At 59.3% G+C, this 15,868-nt stretch carries 16 protein-coding genes; 13 read left to right on the top strand and 3 right to left on the bottom strand.

Going from position 1 to position 15,868, the window contains the following annotated elements:
- The first annotated feature begins 2 nt into the window (after positions 1-2).
- The 7 genes from ACR0LY_RS10290 to smpB all read left to right on the top strand — a co-directional run bounded on the left by ACR0LY_RS10290 (position 3) and on the right by smpB (position 4,986).
- Positions 3-647 carry a queuosine precursor transporter gene (locus ACR0LY_RS10290; RefSeq protein ID WP_058282690.1) on the top strand — a complete coding sequence of 215 codons (645 nt, stop codon included), beginning with the start codon at positions 3-5 and terminating at the stop codon, positions 645-647.
- A 291-nt stretch (positions 648-938) separates the two neighbouring features.
- Positions 939-1,358 (top strand): alternative ribosome rescue aminoacyl-tRNA hydrolase ArfB, encoded by a 420-nt coding sequence (arfB, locus tag ACR0LY_RS10285; RefSeq protein ID WP_170349716.1) that lies wholly within the window; start codon positions 939-941, stop codon positions 1,356-1,358.
- Between the two features lie 54 nt (positions 1,359-1,412).
- Positions 1,413-2,159, top strand: coding sequence for an SDR family oxidoreductase (locus ACR0LY_RS10280; protein WP_170349717.1), 747 nt, complete (start codon positions 1,413-1,415; stop codon positions 2,157-2,159).
- 9 nt (positions 2,160-2,168) lie between these two features.
- A complete protein-coding gene (locus ACR0LY_RS10275) occupies positions 2,169-3,185 on the top strand; it encodes a P1 family peptidase (RefSeq protein WP_170349718.1) in 1,017 nt (338 codons plus the stop codon).
- Positions 3,186-3,297: 112 nt separating this feature from the next.
- Positions 3,298-3,711 carry a c-type cytochrome gene (locus ACR0LY_RS10270; RefSeq protein ID WP_170349719.1) on the top strand — a complete coding sequence of 138 codons (414 nt, stop codon included), beginning with the start codon at positions 3,298-3,300 and terminating at the stop codon, positions 3,709-3,711.
- Between the two features lie 208 nt (positions 3,712-3,919).
- Positions 3,920-4,462 (top strand): isopentenyl-diphosphate Delta-isomerase, encoded by a 543-nt coding sequence (gene idi / locus ACR0LY_RS10265; RefSeq protein WP_170349720.1) that lies wholly within the window; start codon positions 3,920-3,922, stop codon positions 4,460-4,462.
- A gap of 47 nt (positions 4,463-4,509) precedes the next feature.
- On the top strand, positions 4,510-4,986 hold the full coding sequence (smpB, locus tag ACR0LY_RS10260) for an SsrA-binding protein SmpB (RefSeq protein WP_170349721.1): 477 nt from the start codon (positions 4,510-4,512) through the stop codon (positions 4,984-4,986).
- On the opposite strand, the gene glpK is transcribed toward smpB, so the two are convergent.
- From glpK to panB, 3 genes are all read right to left on the bottom strand, one after another.
- Positions 4,983-6,461: a glycerol kinase GlpK gene (gene glpK / locus ACR0LY_RS10255; RefSeq protein WP_170349722.1), complete on the bottom strand. Its 1,479-nt coding sequence runs from the start codon at positions 6,459-6,461 to the stop codon at positions 4,983-4,985. The two genes, smpB and glpK, sit on opposite strands and share 4 nt — an antisense overlap.
- A gap of 68 nt (positions 6,462-6,529) precedes the next feature.
- Entirely contained in the window at positions 6,530-7,372 is an 843-nt protein-coding gene (panC, locus tag ACR0LY_RS10250; protein WP_170349723.1) for a pantoate--beta-alanine ligase, read from the bottom strand.
- On the bottom strand, positions 7,369-8,208 hold the full coding sequence (gene panB / locus ACR0LY_RS10245; protein WP_170349724.1) for a 3-methyl-2-oxobutanoate hydroxymethyltransferase: 840 nt from the start codon (positions 8,206-8,208) through the stop codon (positions 7,369-7,371). The genes panC and panB overlap by 4 nt, the downstream gene beginning before the upstream one ends.
- A gap of 171 nt (positions 8,209-8,379) precedes the next feature.
- Here panB and ACR0LY_RS10240 point away from each other — a divergent pair, with 171 nt between their 5' ends.
- The 6 genes from ACR0LY_RS10240 to ACR0LY_RS10215 are packed head-to-tail and all read left to right on the top strand — an operon-like array spanning position 8,380 to position 15,868.
- Positions 8,380-9,867, top strand: a complete 1,488-nt coding sequence (locus tag ACR0LY_RS10240; protein ID WP_170349725.1) for an ABC transporter substrate-binding protein — start codon at positions 8,380-8,382, stop codon at positions 9,865-9,867.
- 55 nt (positions 9,868-9,922) lie between these two features.
- Positions 9,923-10,990 carry a ligand-gated ion channel gene (locus tag ACR0LY_RS10235; RefSeq protein WP_170349726.1) on the top strand — a complete coding sequence of 356 codons (1,068 nt, stop codon included), beginning with the start codon at positions 9,923-9,925 and terminating at the stop codon, positions 10,988-10,990.
- A 40-nt stretch (positions 10,991-11,030) separates the two neighbouring features.
- On the top strand, positions 11,031-11,978 hold the full coding sequence (locus tag ACR0LY_RS10230) for an ABC transporter permease (RefSeq protein WP_170349727.1): 948 nt from the start codon (positions 11,031-11,033) through the stop codon (positions 11,976-11,978).
- Positions 11,975-12,790 carry an ABC transporter permease gene (locus tag ACR0LY_RS10225; protein WP_170349728.1) on the top strand — a complete coding sequence of 272 codons (816 nt, stop codon included), beginning with the start codon at positions 11,975-11,977 and terminating at the stop codon, positions 12,788-12,790. The genes ACR0LY_RS10230 and ACR0LY_RS10225 overlap by 4 nt, the downstream gene beginning before the upstream one ends.
- The gene (locus ACR0LY_RS10220) at positions 12,787-14,385 is read left to right on the top strand and encodes an ABC transporter ATP-binding protein (protein WP_170349729.1); all 1,599 of its coding nucleotides are present in this window, start codon (positions 12,787-12,789) and stop codon (positions 14,383-14,385) included. Before ACR0LY_RS10225 ends, ACR0LY_RS10220 begins: the two co-directional genes overlap by 4 nt.
- A gap of 31 nt (positions 14,386-14,416) precedes the next feature.
- On the top strand, positions 14,417-15,868 hold the full coding sequence (locus ACR0LY_RS10215; protein ID WP_170349730.1) for an aldehyde dehydrogenase family protein: 1,452 nt from the start codon (positions 14,417-14,419) through the stop codon (positions 15,866-15,868).

Genomic DNA, 15,868 nt, shown 5'->3' with positions numbered 1-15,868 from the left:
ACATGCAACGCGCTTATATACCCGGCATTATTGCCATGGCCGCCATTGTTGTGGCCTCGAACATTCTGGTTCAGTTCCTGATTTTTGACGGGCTGCTGACCTGGGGTGCTTTTACCTATCCGCTGGCCTTTCTGGTCACCGACATCATGAACCGCGTCTATGGCGTGGCCACGGCCCGCAAGGTGGTGTTTGCTGGGTTTGTCACCGGCATCATCTGTTCGCTGATCGGCAGCCAGATCATGCTGCAAGGTGACGGGTTCACCTATGCCGCCGTACCGCTGCGGATCGCTGTTGCCTCGGGGACGGCGTTTCTGATTGCACAGCTGACCGATGTCACCGTGTTCAATTCGCTTCGCGGTGGTCGCTGGTGGCGCGCGCCGCTGGTGTCGACCCTGGTTGGCTCGGCGCTGGACACCGCGCTGTTTTTCACCATCGCATTCTCAGCTTCTGTCACGGTTTTCGGTGCCAATGCTGATGCGGCGATCAACTGGGCGTGGGAGCCTGTGCCCTTCATGTTGACTGGTCCGATGGTGCCCCTGTGGGTGACGCTGGCCTTTGCCGACTGGCTGGTGAAGTTGTCGCTGGCGATGATTGCGCTGATCCCGTTCAAGGTGATCGTTGCGCGGTTGACCGCGCAGCCGGCATAAAGGCGCGGTTGACCGCTCAGCTTGCAAAAAAAGTGCTTTGAGAATGGCGCATCTTGTGTCAGGCTCAAAGTTAACCGCAACAGATAGAAAAGGAGGTGATCCAGTGTCGAGAAAGAGATTGGAGAGAGGTGTCGGAACAACCGGGGGGATCGCCTGTTAGGGCAGCCCTTGGCGGAGCGCTCGCTCCGGCTGGTCGATTGATCTAACCGACCCAACCTCCTGTACTTTCGAAGGGCCGTCCCGCCGGGGCGGCCCTTTTTGTTTCTGCTTGTGCCGGATAAGGTCCACTTCATGTTGCGCATCACCGACGATATCACCCTGCAGGACTGGGAAATGACCGAGAGCTTTGTCCGCTCGTCCGGTCCCGGTGGTCAGAACGTGAACAAGGTCTCGACCGCAGTTGAGCTGCGGTTCGAGGCTGCGCGCTCGCCCTCCTTGCCCGATCCGGTCAAAAACAGGCTGAAACGGTTGGCCGGGCGGCGCTGGACCAAAGATGGCGCGATCATCATTCAATGCGAAGAAACCCGCAGCCAAGCCCGCAACCGCGAGATTGCCCGCGCCCGTCTGGCTGAACTGATTGTCCTCGCGCTGGTGAAACCCAAGCGGCGGATTGCGACGAAACCCACCTATGGCTCGGTTAAACGGCGGCTGGCGGCCAAAAAAGCGCGCTCGGATGTGAAGGCGCTGCGCGGCAAGGTCGCAGAAGATTGAACTGGCAGTTTCACGGTGCCTTGCTAGTTTGAATGGGCAAGGGAGAGCAAGATCATGAGGTTAGAGGAGAAAACCGCGATTGTAACCGGTGGCGCGTCTGGCTTTGGTGCCGGGATCGTGCAGAAATTCCTGTCCGAAGGCGCGCGGGTCATGATTGCCGATATCAATGGTGACGCGGCCGAGGTTCAGGCAAATCAGCTTGGGCCGAATGCGATTGCTCAGATGGTCGACGTGGCGAATGCAGTCTCGGTGCAGGCCATGGCGGATATGGCGATGGATCGGTTCGGGCAATTGGATATTCTGGTGAACAATGCCGGTGTCACGCATCTGCCGACGCCGCTAGAGGATGTCACCGAAGAGGAATTTGACCGCGTCTTCAACGTGAACATGAAATCGGTCTATCTGACCGCACGGGCGCTGGTGCCAGCGATGAAAGCGCGCGGGGCGGGTGCGATCCTGAACGTGGCCTCGACCGCGGGGCTATCGCCACGTCCGAACCTGAATTGGTACAACGCGTCCAAGGGCTGGATGATCACGGCCACCAAGACAATGGCGGTGGAACTTGCGCCTTCGGGGGTGCGTGTAAACGCGCTCTGCCCGGTGGCCGGGGAAACACCACTGCTGAAATCCTTCATGGGAGAAGATACGCCTGAAATGCGCGCCAAGTTCCTGTCGACCATCCCGCTGGGGCGTTTCTCGACCCCCGACGACATGGCCAACGCCGCCTGTTTCCTGTGTTCGGACGAGGCGAGCATGATCACCGGCGCTGCTTTGGAGGTCGACGGTGGCCGTTGTATCTGAGGTCCATCCATGATCCCCGGACCCCGTAATCTGATCACCGATGTCCCTGGCCTGAGGGTCGGAAATGCGCAGGACGCTGCGTTGAAATCGGGAACAACTGTCCTGACGGCAGATCAGGCCTTTACCGCCTCGGTTCACGTGATGGGGGGCGCACCGGGCACGCGGGAAACCGATCTGCTGGCGCCGGATAAATCGGTCTCGCAAGTGGATGCAATTACTTTGTCCGGTGGGTCGGCCTTTGGACTGGATGCCTGTTCTGGCGTCTCGGATGCATTGCGGTCGCGGGGCAGGGGGTATCCAGTGGGCGATACCGTGGTGCCCATTGTGCCCGGAGCGATCCTGTTTGATTTGTTGAACGGCGGAGACAAGGATTGGGTTGAAAACCCATATCGCGCGCTGGGACGAGCGGCTTTTGACGACGCAGATGTGGATTTTGCGTTAGGCACAGCGGGGGCCGGAACCGGCGCTTTGGCGGCGCGGCACAAGGGGGGGCTCGGGTCCGCCTCATTGGTTCTGGACAATGGGGTGACCGTCGGTGCCCTGGTTGCGGCCAACCCGTTGGGCAGTGTGACAACACCCGGCGACCGCCATTTCTGGGCAGCGCCGTTCGAGTTTGGAGACGAATTTGGCGGTTTAGGATCTGATTCAAGTGCCGGTCTTGGCTTTCCTGCTCCCAGCCTCAAGGCGCAGGCGATGCGGCTTGCCGAGCCGGATAAGGGCAACACGACAATCGCTATTGTGGCCACGGATGCTGCCTTGTCGAAATCGCAGTGCCAGCGACTGGCAGTGGCAGCACATGATGGCATTGCCCGCGCCATTCTGCCGGCACACACACCAGGGGACGGAGATCTGGTCTTTGCGGTCAGCACTGGCGCGCAGACCATCGACGCCGAAGCCGGCTTGGGGCTGATCGGACATGCGGCCTCGGTCTGTCTGGCACGAGCTATTGCGCGGGCTATTTACTTGGCGACCCCGGCAGCGGGCGATCTATTGCCCTGTTGGACCGCACCACATGACAAAAGTTAAGGACTGTCTTTATGCCGCAGGGCACATTACCCTCGCGCGGCAATCTGCGCGTTGACTCTTTTTTGCGCCGACGGTCCATTCGGTGCAGCCAATTCGTATCGGAGCAAAACTCATGAATCGTATCCTCGCTACCGCAATTGTCGGCCTGCTGGCCCTTCCTGCCTATGCGGAAGGTGACGCCGAGGCGGGCAAGAAGGCCTTCAATAAATGCAAATCCTGCCATCAAATCGCTGACCCGGCCGGTGAAGTCATCGTCAAGGGCGGTAAGACCGGTCCGAACCTATACGGTATCGCGGGCCGCACCGCCGGAACCGTCGAAGGGTTCAAATACGGAGACAGCATCGTTGAGGCTGGTGAAAACGGTCTGGTCTGGGATGAAGCCACATTTGTCGAATACGCGCAGGATCCCAAGGCGTTTTTGAAAGATTACCTGGGTGAGACATCGGCCAAGTCGAAAATGACCTTCAAGTTGAAGAAGGGCGGCGAAGACGTCTATGCCTATATCGTCAGTGTCTCGGGCGAATAACGTCTGAAAAACCAGACCATTCGAAAGATTGCAAAAGGCCGCAGCCCCCTGCGGCCTTTCGTGCGATTGATAACAGCTTGGATCAAGGTCACCTTGGGGATACGCGGTTCATCATGCCCTTGCATGACTTCGCAAAGCCAAGCCGGTCCGGCGGCAGCCAATTCCATACATCCCGCCGCCCTGGCGGATCGGCAGCAGGAGACGACAGATGGGAATCATGATCCCGGCCTGGGTTGATGGTGAGTTGACCCCCGTGGACAAGCTTGAGGCGCATGAAAAGGGCCTGCGGCACAAGGCAGTGTCGGTCTTTGTCGTGCGCGGCACCGAGATCTTGATGCAACGCCGGGCTTTGGGCAAATACCATACGCCGGGCCTGTGGGCGAATACCTGCTGCACCCATCCCGATTGGGGCGAGACGCCCTCGGAATGTGCCGTGCGTCGTTTGCGCGAAGAGCTGGGGATCACCGGCTTGTACCCGGAATACCGGCACCGGCTGGAATATCACGCCGATGTTGGCAACAACATGATCGAACACGAAGTGGTCGATATCTTTCTGGCTCATGTTCGTGGGCCGCTTAAAATCGAGCCTAATCCAGACGAAGTCATGGATATCCGGTGGATCGACTACCATGATCTGCTGGCTGAAGTGCAACGACATCCGCAGCGGTTCACGCCGTGGCTGAAGATCTATCTGCACAGTCACGCCGACACTATTTTCGGTCCTGATCTGATCATCTCGGCCACGTCCTGACCGCAACGGCTTGCAAGGGCCGCCCAAGCCGCCTAAATCAACGCGTCATGGCCAAGCAAAAGACAGACCCGAATTACAAAGTTATCGCCGAAAACCGGCGTGCGCGCTTCGATTACGCGATCGAGGACGATATCGAGTGCGGCATCGTGCTGGAAGGGTCCGAGGTCAAATCCCTGCGCGTTGGTGGGTCAAACATTGCCGAAAGCTATGCTTCGGTCGAGGATGGCGAGCTGTGGCTGATCAACAGCTATATCGCGCCTTATGAGCAGGCGAAGGTTTTCAAGCACGAAGAACGCCGCCGCCGCAAGCTGCTGGTGTCGCGCAAAGAGTTGTCGAATCTGTGGAATGCGACCCAGCGCAAGGGCATGACGCTGGTGCCGCTGGTTTTGTATTTCAACCACAAGGGCCAGGCGAAGCTGAAGATCGGCATCGCCAAAGGTAAAAAGCTGCACGACAAGCGTGAGACTCAGGCCAAGCGGGACTGGTCACGGCAGAAACAGCGGCTGATGAAGGATCACAGCTAGAAGGCCATCGCGGCCTCAACCGCGCGTTTCCAGCGATCATAGGCGGCGTCGCGTTCTTGGGCGGACAATTCCGGTTCAAACCGACGATCCAGTGCCCAGGTTTCGGAAAAACCCTGTTGGTCCGGATAAACACCGGCGCGCATGCCGGCCAGCCAGGCCGCCCCTAATGCCGTGGTTTCCTGCATCACCGGGCGGTCGACCTCGGCCCCCAGATAGTCCGACAGCCCCTGCATCGCCCAGTCCGAGGCGCTGGCACCGCCATCCACGCGCAGGGTGACATCGGTGTCCGCGCCCCAGTCGCCCTGCATGGCGTGCCACAGGTCGCGCGTTTGATAGGCGATGCTTTCCAGCGTGGCCTTGGCGAATTCCGCGCGGCCGGAATTACGGGTCAGGCCAAATATCGCGCCACGGCAATCAGGTTTCCAATAGGGCGCGCCGAGGCCCGTAAAGGCGGGGACCAACACGACATGCTGGTTCGGATCGGCTTGTTGCGCCAACTCGCCGCTTTCGGGGGCCGATTCGATGATCTGCAGCGCATCGCGCAGCCATTGCACAGCGGCCCCAGCGACAAAGATCGATCCCTCCAGCGCATAGGTCCGCTTACCGTCCAACTGATAAGCGATGGTGGTCAGCAGGCGGTTCTTCGATTCAACCGGTTTGTCTCCGGTGTTCAAAAGCGCAAAACACCCCGTGCCATAGGTCGATTTCATCATTCCGGGCTGGAAACAGGCCTGCCCGATAGTGGCAGCCTGCTGATCCCCCGCCACGCCTAGAATCGGGATACTTCCCCCAAATAGGGTCGTATTTCCGAAATCCGAGGCGCAATCGTTTACCTCTGGCAGCATGTTCATCGGCACGTCCAGCAGATCGCAAATCTCGGCACTCCACGCGCCTTTGTTGATGTCGAACAACAGGGTGCGTGCAGCATTCGTGGCGTCGGTGGTATGGCTGCGCCCCTCGGTCAGACGCCATATCAGGAAACAGTCGATGGTGCCGAACATCAACTCTCCGGCCTCGGCGCGGTCGCGTGCGCCGGGCACGGTGTCCAGCAGCCATTTAACCTTGGTGCCCGAGAAATAGGGGTCCAGCAACAACCCGGTCTGGGCGGTCACGTCATCTTCGCACCCCGCCCGTTTGTAGCGCGCGCAAATCTCGGCGGTGCGGCGGTCCTGCCAGACGATGGCGTTGTGGAGTGGTTGACCGGTGGCGCGGTCCCAGACCACAGTGGTTTCGCGCTGGTTGGTGATGCCGATGCCTGCGATCTGGTCGGCGGTGACGCCAGTGGTTTCCATCACTTCGCGGCAGACACGCAGAACGCTCTCCCAGATTTCTTCGGCGTCGTGCTCGACCCAGCCTTCCTGCGGGAAATGCTGGGTGAATTCGTGCTGCGCGGTGCCTACGCGCTGCATATCCGCGTCGAACAAAATGGCCCGCGATGATGTGGTGCCCTGATCAATGGCAAGAATATAGGTCACGCCTGCGCCCCCCTCCGGTCTGGTTTTGCCGGACTTTAGCGCAAACAATGACGATCGTGCCAGAGCGTTCAGACAGGAATATTGTCGATCAGCCGCACGCCATCCGCCCAAGCCGCCGCAAACAGCCGAGCGGGCCGTGTGGCATGGGTCAGCGGGTCCAGTGTGTCGGCGCAGCGCAGTTGAATATATTCAACTTGAGTGAAGCCTGCCGCCAGCAGATCAGACTCGGCCCGCGCGGCCACAGTTTCAAACGCGGCCCCTGCTTTCAGCGACTGGACCACACCCTGCATGATCCGGTGCTTGTTGGCCGCAATGTTCAACCCCTCGGGCGAGAGGAGGAGGTTGCGCGATGACATCGCCAACCCCGAGGGTTCGCGCACCGTGGGGCAGCCGATCACCTCGATGGGGATGTCCAGATCGCGGGCCATGCGGCGGACGATCATCAATTGTTGATAGTCTTTTTCCCCGAAATAGGCTCGATCTGCCTGCGTTTGCAGGAACAGCTTAGCGACCACAGTGGCGACGCCGTCAAAATGGCCGGGGCGGAATTCACCCTCCATCACATCGGTCAAACCGGCGACTGATACGGTGGTGGCGAAGCCCCGCGGATAGATCTCCTCGGGATCGGGGACATAGATCGCGTCGACACCGTAAGGGGCCAGTTTCTGCGCATCTTCGTTCTCGGTCCGCGGGTAATTGGCCAGATCGTCGGGGTTGTTAAACTGTTTGGGGTTCACAAAAACCGTAACGATCACCCGGTCGGTTCCGGCCTTGGCGGCTTCGGCCAGAGACAAGTGCCCCTGATGCAGCGCGCCCATGGTGGGGACGACACCGATCGTCTCGCCGTTGCCGCGCCATTTGGTCGTCAGCGCGCGCAAATCACTTAGGCGGCGCAGAATGGGTGCGGTCATGTCTTAGGTCCTTTGGCCGGAGCCTGATCGGCAAAGACATGTTCATCCGCTGGAAAGCTGCGGGCGCGCACATCGGAGGCATATTCCGCGATGGCGGCCTCGGCTTGCGGACCCAGTTCGGCATAGCGTTTGACAAATTTCGGTTTGAACGCGGTGAAAAAGCCCACCATGTCGTCCACGACCAGAATCTGCCCATCACAACCGGCTGAGGCGCCAATGCCGATGGTCGGAATCGCGACCTCGGCGGTGATCTGATCAGCCAGGCCTTGCGGTACCTTCTCAAGCACAACGGAAAATGCACCAGCCTCGGCCACGGCATGGGCATCGGCCAGCACGGCCTTCGCCTGTTCGTCGCGACCCTGCACCTTGTAGCCGCCCAGCGTGTTGATCGATTGTGGCGTCAGGCCGATATGCGCCATCACCGGGATACCGCGCTTGACCAGAAAGCGGATGGTCTCGGCCATTTCGACGCCGCCTTCCAGCTTGACCGCACCTGCGCCGGTTTCGGCCATCAGGCGAGCGGCATTCTTGAAGGCATGGGCCGGGTCGTGTTCGTAACTGGCAAAGGGCATATCGATAACCATCATCGCCCTGTCCAGACCGCGCGCAACGGCCTGACCATGCATCACCATCATCTCCATCGTCACACCCAGGGTCGAGGTCAGCCCATGCAGCACCATGCCGACGCTGTCGCCGACCAGAACAAAGTCGCAATGGGCATCCATCAGCCGTGCCATCGGTGTGGTATAGGCGGTCAAACTGACCAATGGTGTGCTGCCTTTGCGGGCACGGATGTCCTCGGCATTCGGGGCTGTTTTGCGGGCGGTGGCGCTCATGATCGCTCCTGCGGGGTTCATGTTGCAGTGCGGCATAGCAGATTGCACAAGGTTATAGAAACCCCGGTTGCGCGAACATTTCCTTGATTGACCCGAGGTTTAAAGGGACATTGAGTGCAGAAAAGCCTGTAAAACAGCCGGTTCCAAGGATTCAAACAGGGAGAGTTTTTCATGACAAAGCAGATGTTTCGGAGTATTGCGTCGGCTCTGGCGGTGGGCGCCAGCCTGTTTGCCTCGCAGGCTTTGGCCAAATCGGACATTACGATTGCGATGCAGTTGGAGCCGCCACACCTGGACCCGACCAGCGCCGCCGCGCAGGCCATTGATTCGGTTGTTTACACAAATATCTTCGAGGGTCTGACCCGCTTTATGGGTGACGGCTCGGTCGTGCCCGGCCTGGCCGAAAGCTGGGAAATTTCCGAGGACGGCACTGTCTATACATTCAAGCTGCGTGACGGGGTGACCTTTCATGACGGCACCGTCATGGATGCTGAGGACGTCAAATTCAGCCTCGACCGCGCCACGGCCGAAGACAGTGCCAATGCGCAAAAGGCGCTGTTTGCAGGCATCGAAAGCGTTGAGGTTGTGGATCCGCTGACCGTAAAGGTCACCCTGTCCGAGCCGAACGGCAATTTTCTGTTCAACATGGCTTGGGGGGATGCGGTGATCGTCGCGCCCGAAAGCATCGACAACATCAAGACCAACCCGGTGGGGACCGGTGCCTTTACCTTTGGTGACTGGGTGCAGGGCGATAGCATCACGCTAAACCGGAACCCCAACTATTGGGGCGAACAACCTGCGTTAGAGACTGCTACGTTCAAATTCATCTCGGATCCCACTGCCGCCTTTGCCGCGGTGATGGCCGAAGATGTGGACGTCTTCGACAACTTCCCCGCACCCGAAAACCTGCCTCAATTCGAGGCTGACCCGCGCTTTCAGGTGCTGGTGGGGTCGACCGAAGGGGAAACCATCCTGTCGACCAACAACAAGAAACCTCCGTTCGATGATATCCGCGTACGGCAGGCGCTGGCCCATGCCATCGACCGGCAGGCGGTCATTGACGGGGCGATGTTCGGCTACGGCACGCCCATCGGTACCCATTTCGCACCGCATAACCCGGCTTATGTCGATCTGACCGGCAACTCGGCTCATGACCCGAAAGAGGCCGCCAAGCTGCTGGCCGATGCGGGGTACGCAGACGGGTTTGAAACCACCTTGCACTTGCCGCCGCCCTCATATGCAAGGCGCGGGGGCGAGATCATTGCCGCACAACTCGCCGAGGTTGGCATCAAGGCCGAGATCATCAATGTGGAATGGGCGCAGTGGCTGGAATCGGTGTTCAAGGGCAAGGATTACGGTCTGACCATCATCAGCCATACCGAGCCTATGGATATCGGCATCTATGCCCGCCCCGATTATTATTTTCAGTATGACAGTCTGGATGCCCAGACACTGATGGAGACATTGAACGCCACCACCGACCCGGATGAGCGTAAAAAACTGCTGGGCGATATGCAGCGCCTGATCGCCACGGATTATGTCAACGGATACCTGTTCCAGTTGGCCAAGCTGGGGGTCGCCAAGGCCGGTGTTCAGGGCCTGTGGAAGAACGCGCCAACAGCTGCCATCGACCTGACCCAGATCAGTTGGTCCGAATAATCTGATCCGGGGCTGTATCCGGCCCCGGATTGCCTGTTCCCGAATGAGCCCGAAAATGAACCTGGTCCGATTTTTGTGTTTTGTTGCTGTGACTGCCTGCTTCTGTGTGCTGGGCGACAAGTCGCAGGCGCAAAACGTGCTGGATGGCGGGCTTGCGGCGTTGGTTGGCACGCCGGAAAACCCGCTGAAGGTGGGGATCGGTATCCGGATAGATCAGGTCACCAGCGTAGATCAAAAGGCAGAGAACTATGGTGCCGTTGTCGTTCTGCGTGTCGAATGGACCGACCCGGCCCTGGCCTTCGACCGCGAAGAGGTCGGCCGCGAGTTTCAGGTTTTCAATCCGAGGACGCTGGCCAAACATACCTCGGATATTGGGGCGGTGGTTCCGGCCTTTGTCATTCACAACCAGCAATCCAACAAATGGATACACGAAGCCGCGGCCTCGCTGCACTATGACGGGCATGTGGTCTATGTCGAGAAATCCTCGCTGACATTGCAGGCCCCGCATTTCGACTTCCGCAAGTACCCGTTCGACACGCAGGAGTTCTTTTTCGAGGTCGTTTCAATCTTTCCATCTGAATACGTGACTTACTATCCGCTGGAAGATCACTCCGGCCTGGGTGATCTGCTTGGCGAGGAAGAATGGATACTGGACAACCCACAGATTCTGCATTCAACGGTCATCGGCCTGTCTGGTCGGGACAGCGATCAGGTGGCGCTGGCGTTCGAAGGAAAGCGGCACCTGACCTATTATGTGATCCGGGTGTTCCTGCCGATGCTGGTTCTGGTCTCGGTGGGCTGGGCACTGTTTTTCCTCGACGAATACCGCCGCCGGATCGAGATTGCCGGGGGCAATCTGCTGGTCTTCGTGGCCTTCAACTGGGCGATTTCGGCCGATCTGCCCAAGCTGGGGTATCTGACCTTTCTGGATTTCATCCTTCAATGCATGTTCCTGATGACGGGGGCGCTGATCGTGTTCAACGTGGCCTTGCGCAAACTGAAAGTGTCCGGGCGTGAGGATGGGGCCAGAAAACTGGACAATTACGCAATCAAGTGGATTTACCCGCTGGGCTATGCAGCCATCGTCGCTTACGCGGTTTTTGCCTATCTGTTGGTGCCTTAGGTGCTGGACCCGCGCGATATGTGATCCTAACGTGGCTTCAATGCTGCGCTTTGCCCTCAAACGACTGATATCTTTGCTGATCAGCCTTGTGGTTGCTTCAGTGGTTATCTTCGCCGTGATCGAAGTGGCGCCGGGTGATCCGGCCTCGTTCATGCTGGGCGTCAACGCGCAAGAGGACACGCTGGCCGCATTGCGGACCGAGCTGGGATTGGACGGGTCCAAGATCCAACGATATTTCAACTGGGTTGGCGGCATGGTGGTGGGGGATTTCGGGACCTCTTACACGTATCGCACACCGGTGTCGCAGATGATTGCGGATCGGTTGTGGGTGTCCTTGCCGCTGGCGCTTTATGCACTGACCTTATCGACCCTGATTGCCTTCCCTGCCGGGATTTACGCCGCCGCCCGCCGAGGTAAGCCGGGGGATCTGACGGTGATGGGGGCGACGCAGCTGGGCATCGCGGTGCCGAATTTCTGGTTCGCGATGATGCTGGTGCTGATCTTTGCCATCAACCTTCGCTGGTTCAACGCCGGAGGTTTTGCGGGTTGGGACAAAGGCGTCTGGACCGGCCTGCATTCTCTGACATTGCCAGCCATTGCGCTGGCCTTGCCGCAGGCGGCGATCTTGGCGCGGGTCATGCGGTCTTCGCTGCTGGATATACTGGGCGAAGATTTCATGCGCACTGCCCGCGCCAAGGGATTGTCACGCCGTCAAGCAATGTGGCGGCACGGTGTGCGCAACGCGCTTATCCCGGTTCTGACCATCATCGGGCTGCAGTTCTCGTTTCTGTTGGCGGGGTCGATCATTATCGAGCAGGTGTTTTATCTGCCCGGACTCGGGCGGCTAGTGTTTCAGGCGATCTCGGCCCGCGATTTGGTCGTGGTGGAATCGGTGGTCATGCTGCTTGTCTTTGCTGTCATCACCGTGAATTTTCTGGTCGATCTCGCCTATGCCGCCGTGGACCCAAGGCTAAGGGGCCGGACATGAGCCGCAACCTGCTTCTTGGTTCAGTATTGTCCTCGTTGGTCTTGCTGGCGGCGCTTATGTCTTTTGTCTGGACGCCGTATGATTATGCGGCGCTGGATATCCCCAACAAGCTGGAGCCGCCTAATGCACAGCATTGGTTCGGCACAGATCATTTCGGGCGCGACATGTTCTCGATGATCATGGTGGGGGCTCGCACGTCCATCGCTGTGGCACTGGTGGCGGTGGGGATTGGCATGGTGCTGGGCGTGCCGCTTGGCCTGGCTGCAGCAGCGCGTAAAGGATCATGGTCGGATGAGGTGATCATGCGCGGCAACGATCTGGTCTTTGCCTTCCCCTCGCTAGTCATCGCCATTCTGATCACAGCGGTGTTCGGAGCAGGCGCGATCAACGCGATCATCGCGATCGGTATTTTCAACATTCCCGTCTTCGCCCGCATCACCCGTGGCGCGGCCTTGTCCCTATGGGAACGCGAGTTCATTCTGGCCGCGCGTGTCGCGGGCAAAGGCGCGGCGCGGATATCGGCGGAACATATTCTGCCCAATATTGCGAATCTGCTGATAGTTCAGGGGACCATTCAGTTCTCTCTGGGTATCCTGGCCGAAGCGGGCTTGTCTTATGTCGGTCTGGGTGCGCAGCCGCCCACACCCAGTTGGGGTCGAATGCTGGCCGATGCGCAGACAATGGTCAGTTTTGCCCCGCATTTGGCTCTGATTCCGGGGCTGGCGATTATTGTCACTGTGCTGGGACTGAACCTGTTAGGCGATGGGTTGCGCGATTGGCTTGATCCCAGAATACGAGTCACGCGCGCATGAGCTTGCTGGAGATCGAAAACCTTTCTCTGACCATCCATGAGACCGAGATTCTGAAGCGGGTCAGCTTGTGTATTGGTGCCGGACAAATTGTTGCCGTGACCGGTGAAAGTGGCTCGGGCAAGTCGATGACCGCGCTGGCCGTGATGCAATTGCTGCCAAATGGCGCAAAGACAGAAGGTGCGATCTGGCTGGGACGTCAGAATCTGCTGAAACAGTCTGAACGCGAAATGTGCGCCCTGCGCGGGGCCGAGATTGGGATGGTGTTTCAGGAACCCATGACCGCCTTGAACCCGGTCAAAACCATTGGCGATCAGGTGATCGAAACCATTCTGGTCCACAAGGCCATGTCGCGCACCAAGGCGCGGGCCCGTGCACACGAGGTTCTGAGCCGCGTTGGCCTGCCACCTGACCGTTTCCCGCTGTCGCAATACCCGCATGAATTGTCCGGCGGTCAACGGCAGCGTGTCGTGATCGCCATGGCTATCGCGCTGCGCCCCAAGCTGCTGATTGCGGATGAGCCGACAACCGCGCTGGATGTGACGACGCAGGCGCAGATACTCGACCTGCTCAAAGGACTGGCGCGCGAATATGGCATGGGGCTGCTGATGATCACGCACGATCTGGCGGTGGTGGCAGACATGGCCGACCAGATTGTCGTGATGCGCCATAGAGAGGTGGTCGAAAGCGGTGCAACCACTGACCTGCTGCACAATATGCAGCACCCCTATACACGGAAGCTGTTTCAGGCCTCGGGGCATCAGGTTTCGCTGCCTGAACCGCCCGAGTCCCTGCCATTGCTAGAGGTGAGAAATGTGGTGCGCGACTATAGCTTGCCGCGAAAAGGTCTGTTCAGCAGACCGGATCACCACCGCGCGGTCGATGAAGTCAGCTTTACCCTGCACCGGGGTGAGCGGTTGGGCCTGGTCGGAGAATCTGGTTGTGGAAAATCGACCCTAACACGGGCAATTTTGGGTTTGGAGGACGTGCAGAGCGGTGAAATTTTACTGGACAACCAGCCTGTCTTTGCCGGTCACAAGCCGAACCCCGTTGTGCGACGTAAGATGCAGGTGGTGTTTCAGGACCCCTATGGCAGTTTCAACCCGCGCCACCGCGTCGCCCGCCTGATCACCGAGCCGTTTCACCCGTTGGACAACCCGCCCACCGGCACAGAGCGGCAAGACCGTATCGCCGAAATGCTGACCGCCGTGGGCCTCAGCCCGGATGATGCGAACAAATACATCCATGAATTCTCGGGCGGGCAACGACAGCGGATCGCCATCGCCCGCGCACTGATCATCCGCCCGGATCTGATCCTGTTTGATGAGGCGGTCTCGGCCTTGGATGTATCAGTCCGGGCGCAGATTCTGGACCTGCTGGCCGAACTGTGCGCCACATACAATCTGACATATCTGTTCATCAGCCACGACCTAAGCGTTGTGCGCACGATCACCGACCGGGTGATGGTGATGCAGGCAGGAAGAATTGTTGAACAGGGTGAGACCGAACAGGTATTCTCTTCCCCGCGGCACGCTTACACTCGGACCCTGATCGATGCCGCACCGGTCTTGCCCGGTATCGGTGTAAATGTCGCGTAATTCCTTTGTTAGAGTCGATATGGAGGCCAAAATGCCCAATTCTCTCTGGTTCAATCCCGGCCTTTGCCTGATCGGCGGTGATTGGGTCGCGCCTGCGTCACAGCAGACGATTTCGATGATCAATCCGTCTGACGGATCCGAGATCTGCCGGATTGCTCGCGCGAATGCACCAGATATAGATGCCGCTGTGCAGGCCGCCCAAACGGCGTTGGATGGGGATTGGGGGCGAAAGACGGCGTTGGAGCGCGGCCGCGTCCTGATCCGACTTGGCCAACTGGTTTTGGAGCGCGCAGAGGACTTGGCGCAGCTTGAGGCGATGGATGTAGGAAAACCGCTGACACAGGCCCGTGCGGATGCCGTGGCGTTGGCGCGTTACTGCGAATTCTACGGCGGCGCGGCGGACAAGGTGATGGGCGAGACGATCCCCTATCTGGACGGCTACACCGTGTACACGCTGCGCGAACCGCACGGGGTGACCGGACATATAGTGCCGTGGAACTATCCGATGCAGATCATTGGCCGCTCTGTCGGGGCAGCTTTGGCGATGGGCAACGCCTGCGTGCTGAAGCCAGCGGAAGAGGCGTGTTTGACCGCGCTTGCCTTTGCCCATCTGGCGCAACAGGCGGGCCTACCTGCCGGAGCGCTGAACGTGGTGCCGGGGTTGGGGGCCGAGGCCGGGGCGGCATTGTCTGCGCATCCAGGCGTGCAGCATATCTCATTCACAGGGTCAGTTGCCACCGGCGCGCTGGTGCAACAGGCGGCGGGGCGCAACGTGGTGCCGGTGACGCTAGAACTGGGTGGTAAATCGCCCCAGCTGGTATTTGACGATGCCGATCTTGATGCCGCACTGCCGTTTCTGGTGAACGCGGGTATTCAGAATGCCGGGCAGACCTGCTCGGCCTCGTCCCGTATTCTGGTGCAGCGTGGGGTGTATGAGCAGGTCAAAACCCGCATGGCAGCCGCCTATGCCGATCTGACTGTTGGTCCAGCACCCGAAGATTTGCGGGTCGGCCCCCTGATCTCGGCCCGTCAGAAACAGATCGTCGAGGGGTATTTAGCCAAAGGCGCCGACCTCAACATCGCAGGACAAGGGCGTATCGTAGATCATGCACCCGGCGAGGGGGCATATGTGCAGCCAACCCTTTTTGCCGATGTCCCGTCAGATCACCTTCTGGCTCGGGATGAAATTTTTGGACCGGTGCAGGTTCTGATCCCCTTTGAAACCGAGGAGGAGGCGGTTCAGATCGCCAACGCCACCGAATACGGGTTGGTTGCCAGCATCTGGACCCGCGACGGTGCGCGGCAGATGCGGTTGGCGAAACAGCTGCGTTCGGGACAGGTGTTCATCAACAACTATGGTGCGGGGGGCGGGGTAGAGTTGCCGTTTGGCGGTGTCGGCAAGTCCGGTCATGGCCGCGAAAAGGGGTTCGAGGCGCTGTTTGGGTTCTCGCAGGTGAAAACAGTAGCGGCTTACCATGGTTAG

The organism is Ruegeria sp. BC5 (assembly GCF_056539205.1).
This window is presented reverse-complemented; position numbering and strand designations above follow the sequence as displayed.

Bases quoted from the DNA above. Each gene is read 5' to 3' on its own strand.
- ACR0LY_RS10225 (WP_170349728.1), top strand. From the start codon at position 11,975: ATGAGCCGCAACCTGCTTCTTGGTTCAGTATTGTCCTCGTTGGTCTTG.
- panC (WP_170349723.1), bottom strand. From the start codon at position 7,372: ATGACCGCACCCATTCTGCGCCGCCTAAGTGATTTGCGCGCGCTGACG.
- ACR0LY_RS10215 (WP_170349730.1), top strand. From the start codon at position 14,417: ATGCCCAATTCTCTCTGGTTCAATCCCGGCCTTTGCCTGATCGGCGGT.
- ACR0LY_RS10280 (WP_170349717.1), top strand. From the start codon at position 1,413: ATGAGGTTAGAGGAGAAAACCGCGATTGTAACCGGTGGCGCGTCTGGC.
- ACR0LY_RS10235 (WP_170349726.1), top strand. From the start codon at position 9,923: ATGAACCTGGTCCGATTTTTGTGTTTTGTTGCTGTGACTGCCTGCTTC.
- smpB (WP_170349721.1), top strand. From the start codon at position 4,510: ATGGCCAAGCAAAAGACAGACCCGAATTACAAAGTTATCGCCGAAAAC.
- ACR0LY_RS10290 (WP_058282690.1), top strand. From the start codon at position 3: ATGCAACGCGCTTATATACCCGGCATTATTGCCATGGCCGCCATTGTT.
- ACR0LY_RS10230 (WP_170349727.1), top strand. From the start codon at position 11,031: ATGCTGCGCTTTGCCCTCAAACGACTGATATCTTTGCTGATCAGCCTT.
- idi (WP_170349720.1), top strand. From the start codon at position 3,920: ATGGGAATCATGATCCCGGCCTGGGTTGATGGTGAGTTGACCCCCGTG.
- ACR0LY_RS10270 (WP_170349719.1), top strand. From the start codon at position 3,298: ATGAATCGTATCCTCGCTACCGCAATTGTCGGCCTGCTGGCCCTTCCT.
- ACR0LY_RS10240 (WP_170349725.1), top strand. From the start codon at position 8,380: ATGACAAAGCAGATGTTTCGGAGTATTGCGTCGGCTCTGGCGGTGGGC.
- ACR0LY_RS10275 (WP_170349718.1), top strand. From the start codon at position 2,169: ATGATCCCCGGACCCCGTAATCTGATCACCGATGTCCCTGGCCTGAGG.
- arfB (WP_170349716.1), top strand. From the start codon at position 939: ATGTTGCGCATCACCGACGATATCACCCTGCAGGACTGGGAAATGACC.
- panB (WP_170349724.1), bottom strand. From the start codon at position 8,208: ATGAGCGCCACCGCCCGCAAAACAGCCCCGAATGCCGAGGACATCCGT.
- ACR0LY_RS10220 (WP_170349729.1), top strand. From the start codon at position 12,787: ATGAGCTTGCTGGAGATCGAAAACCTTTCTCTGACCATCCATGAGACC.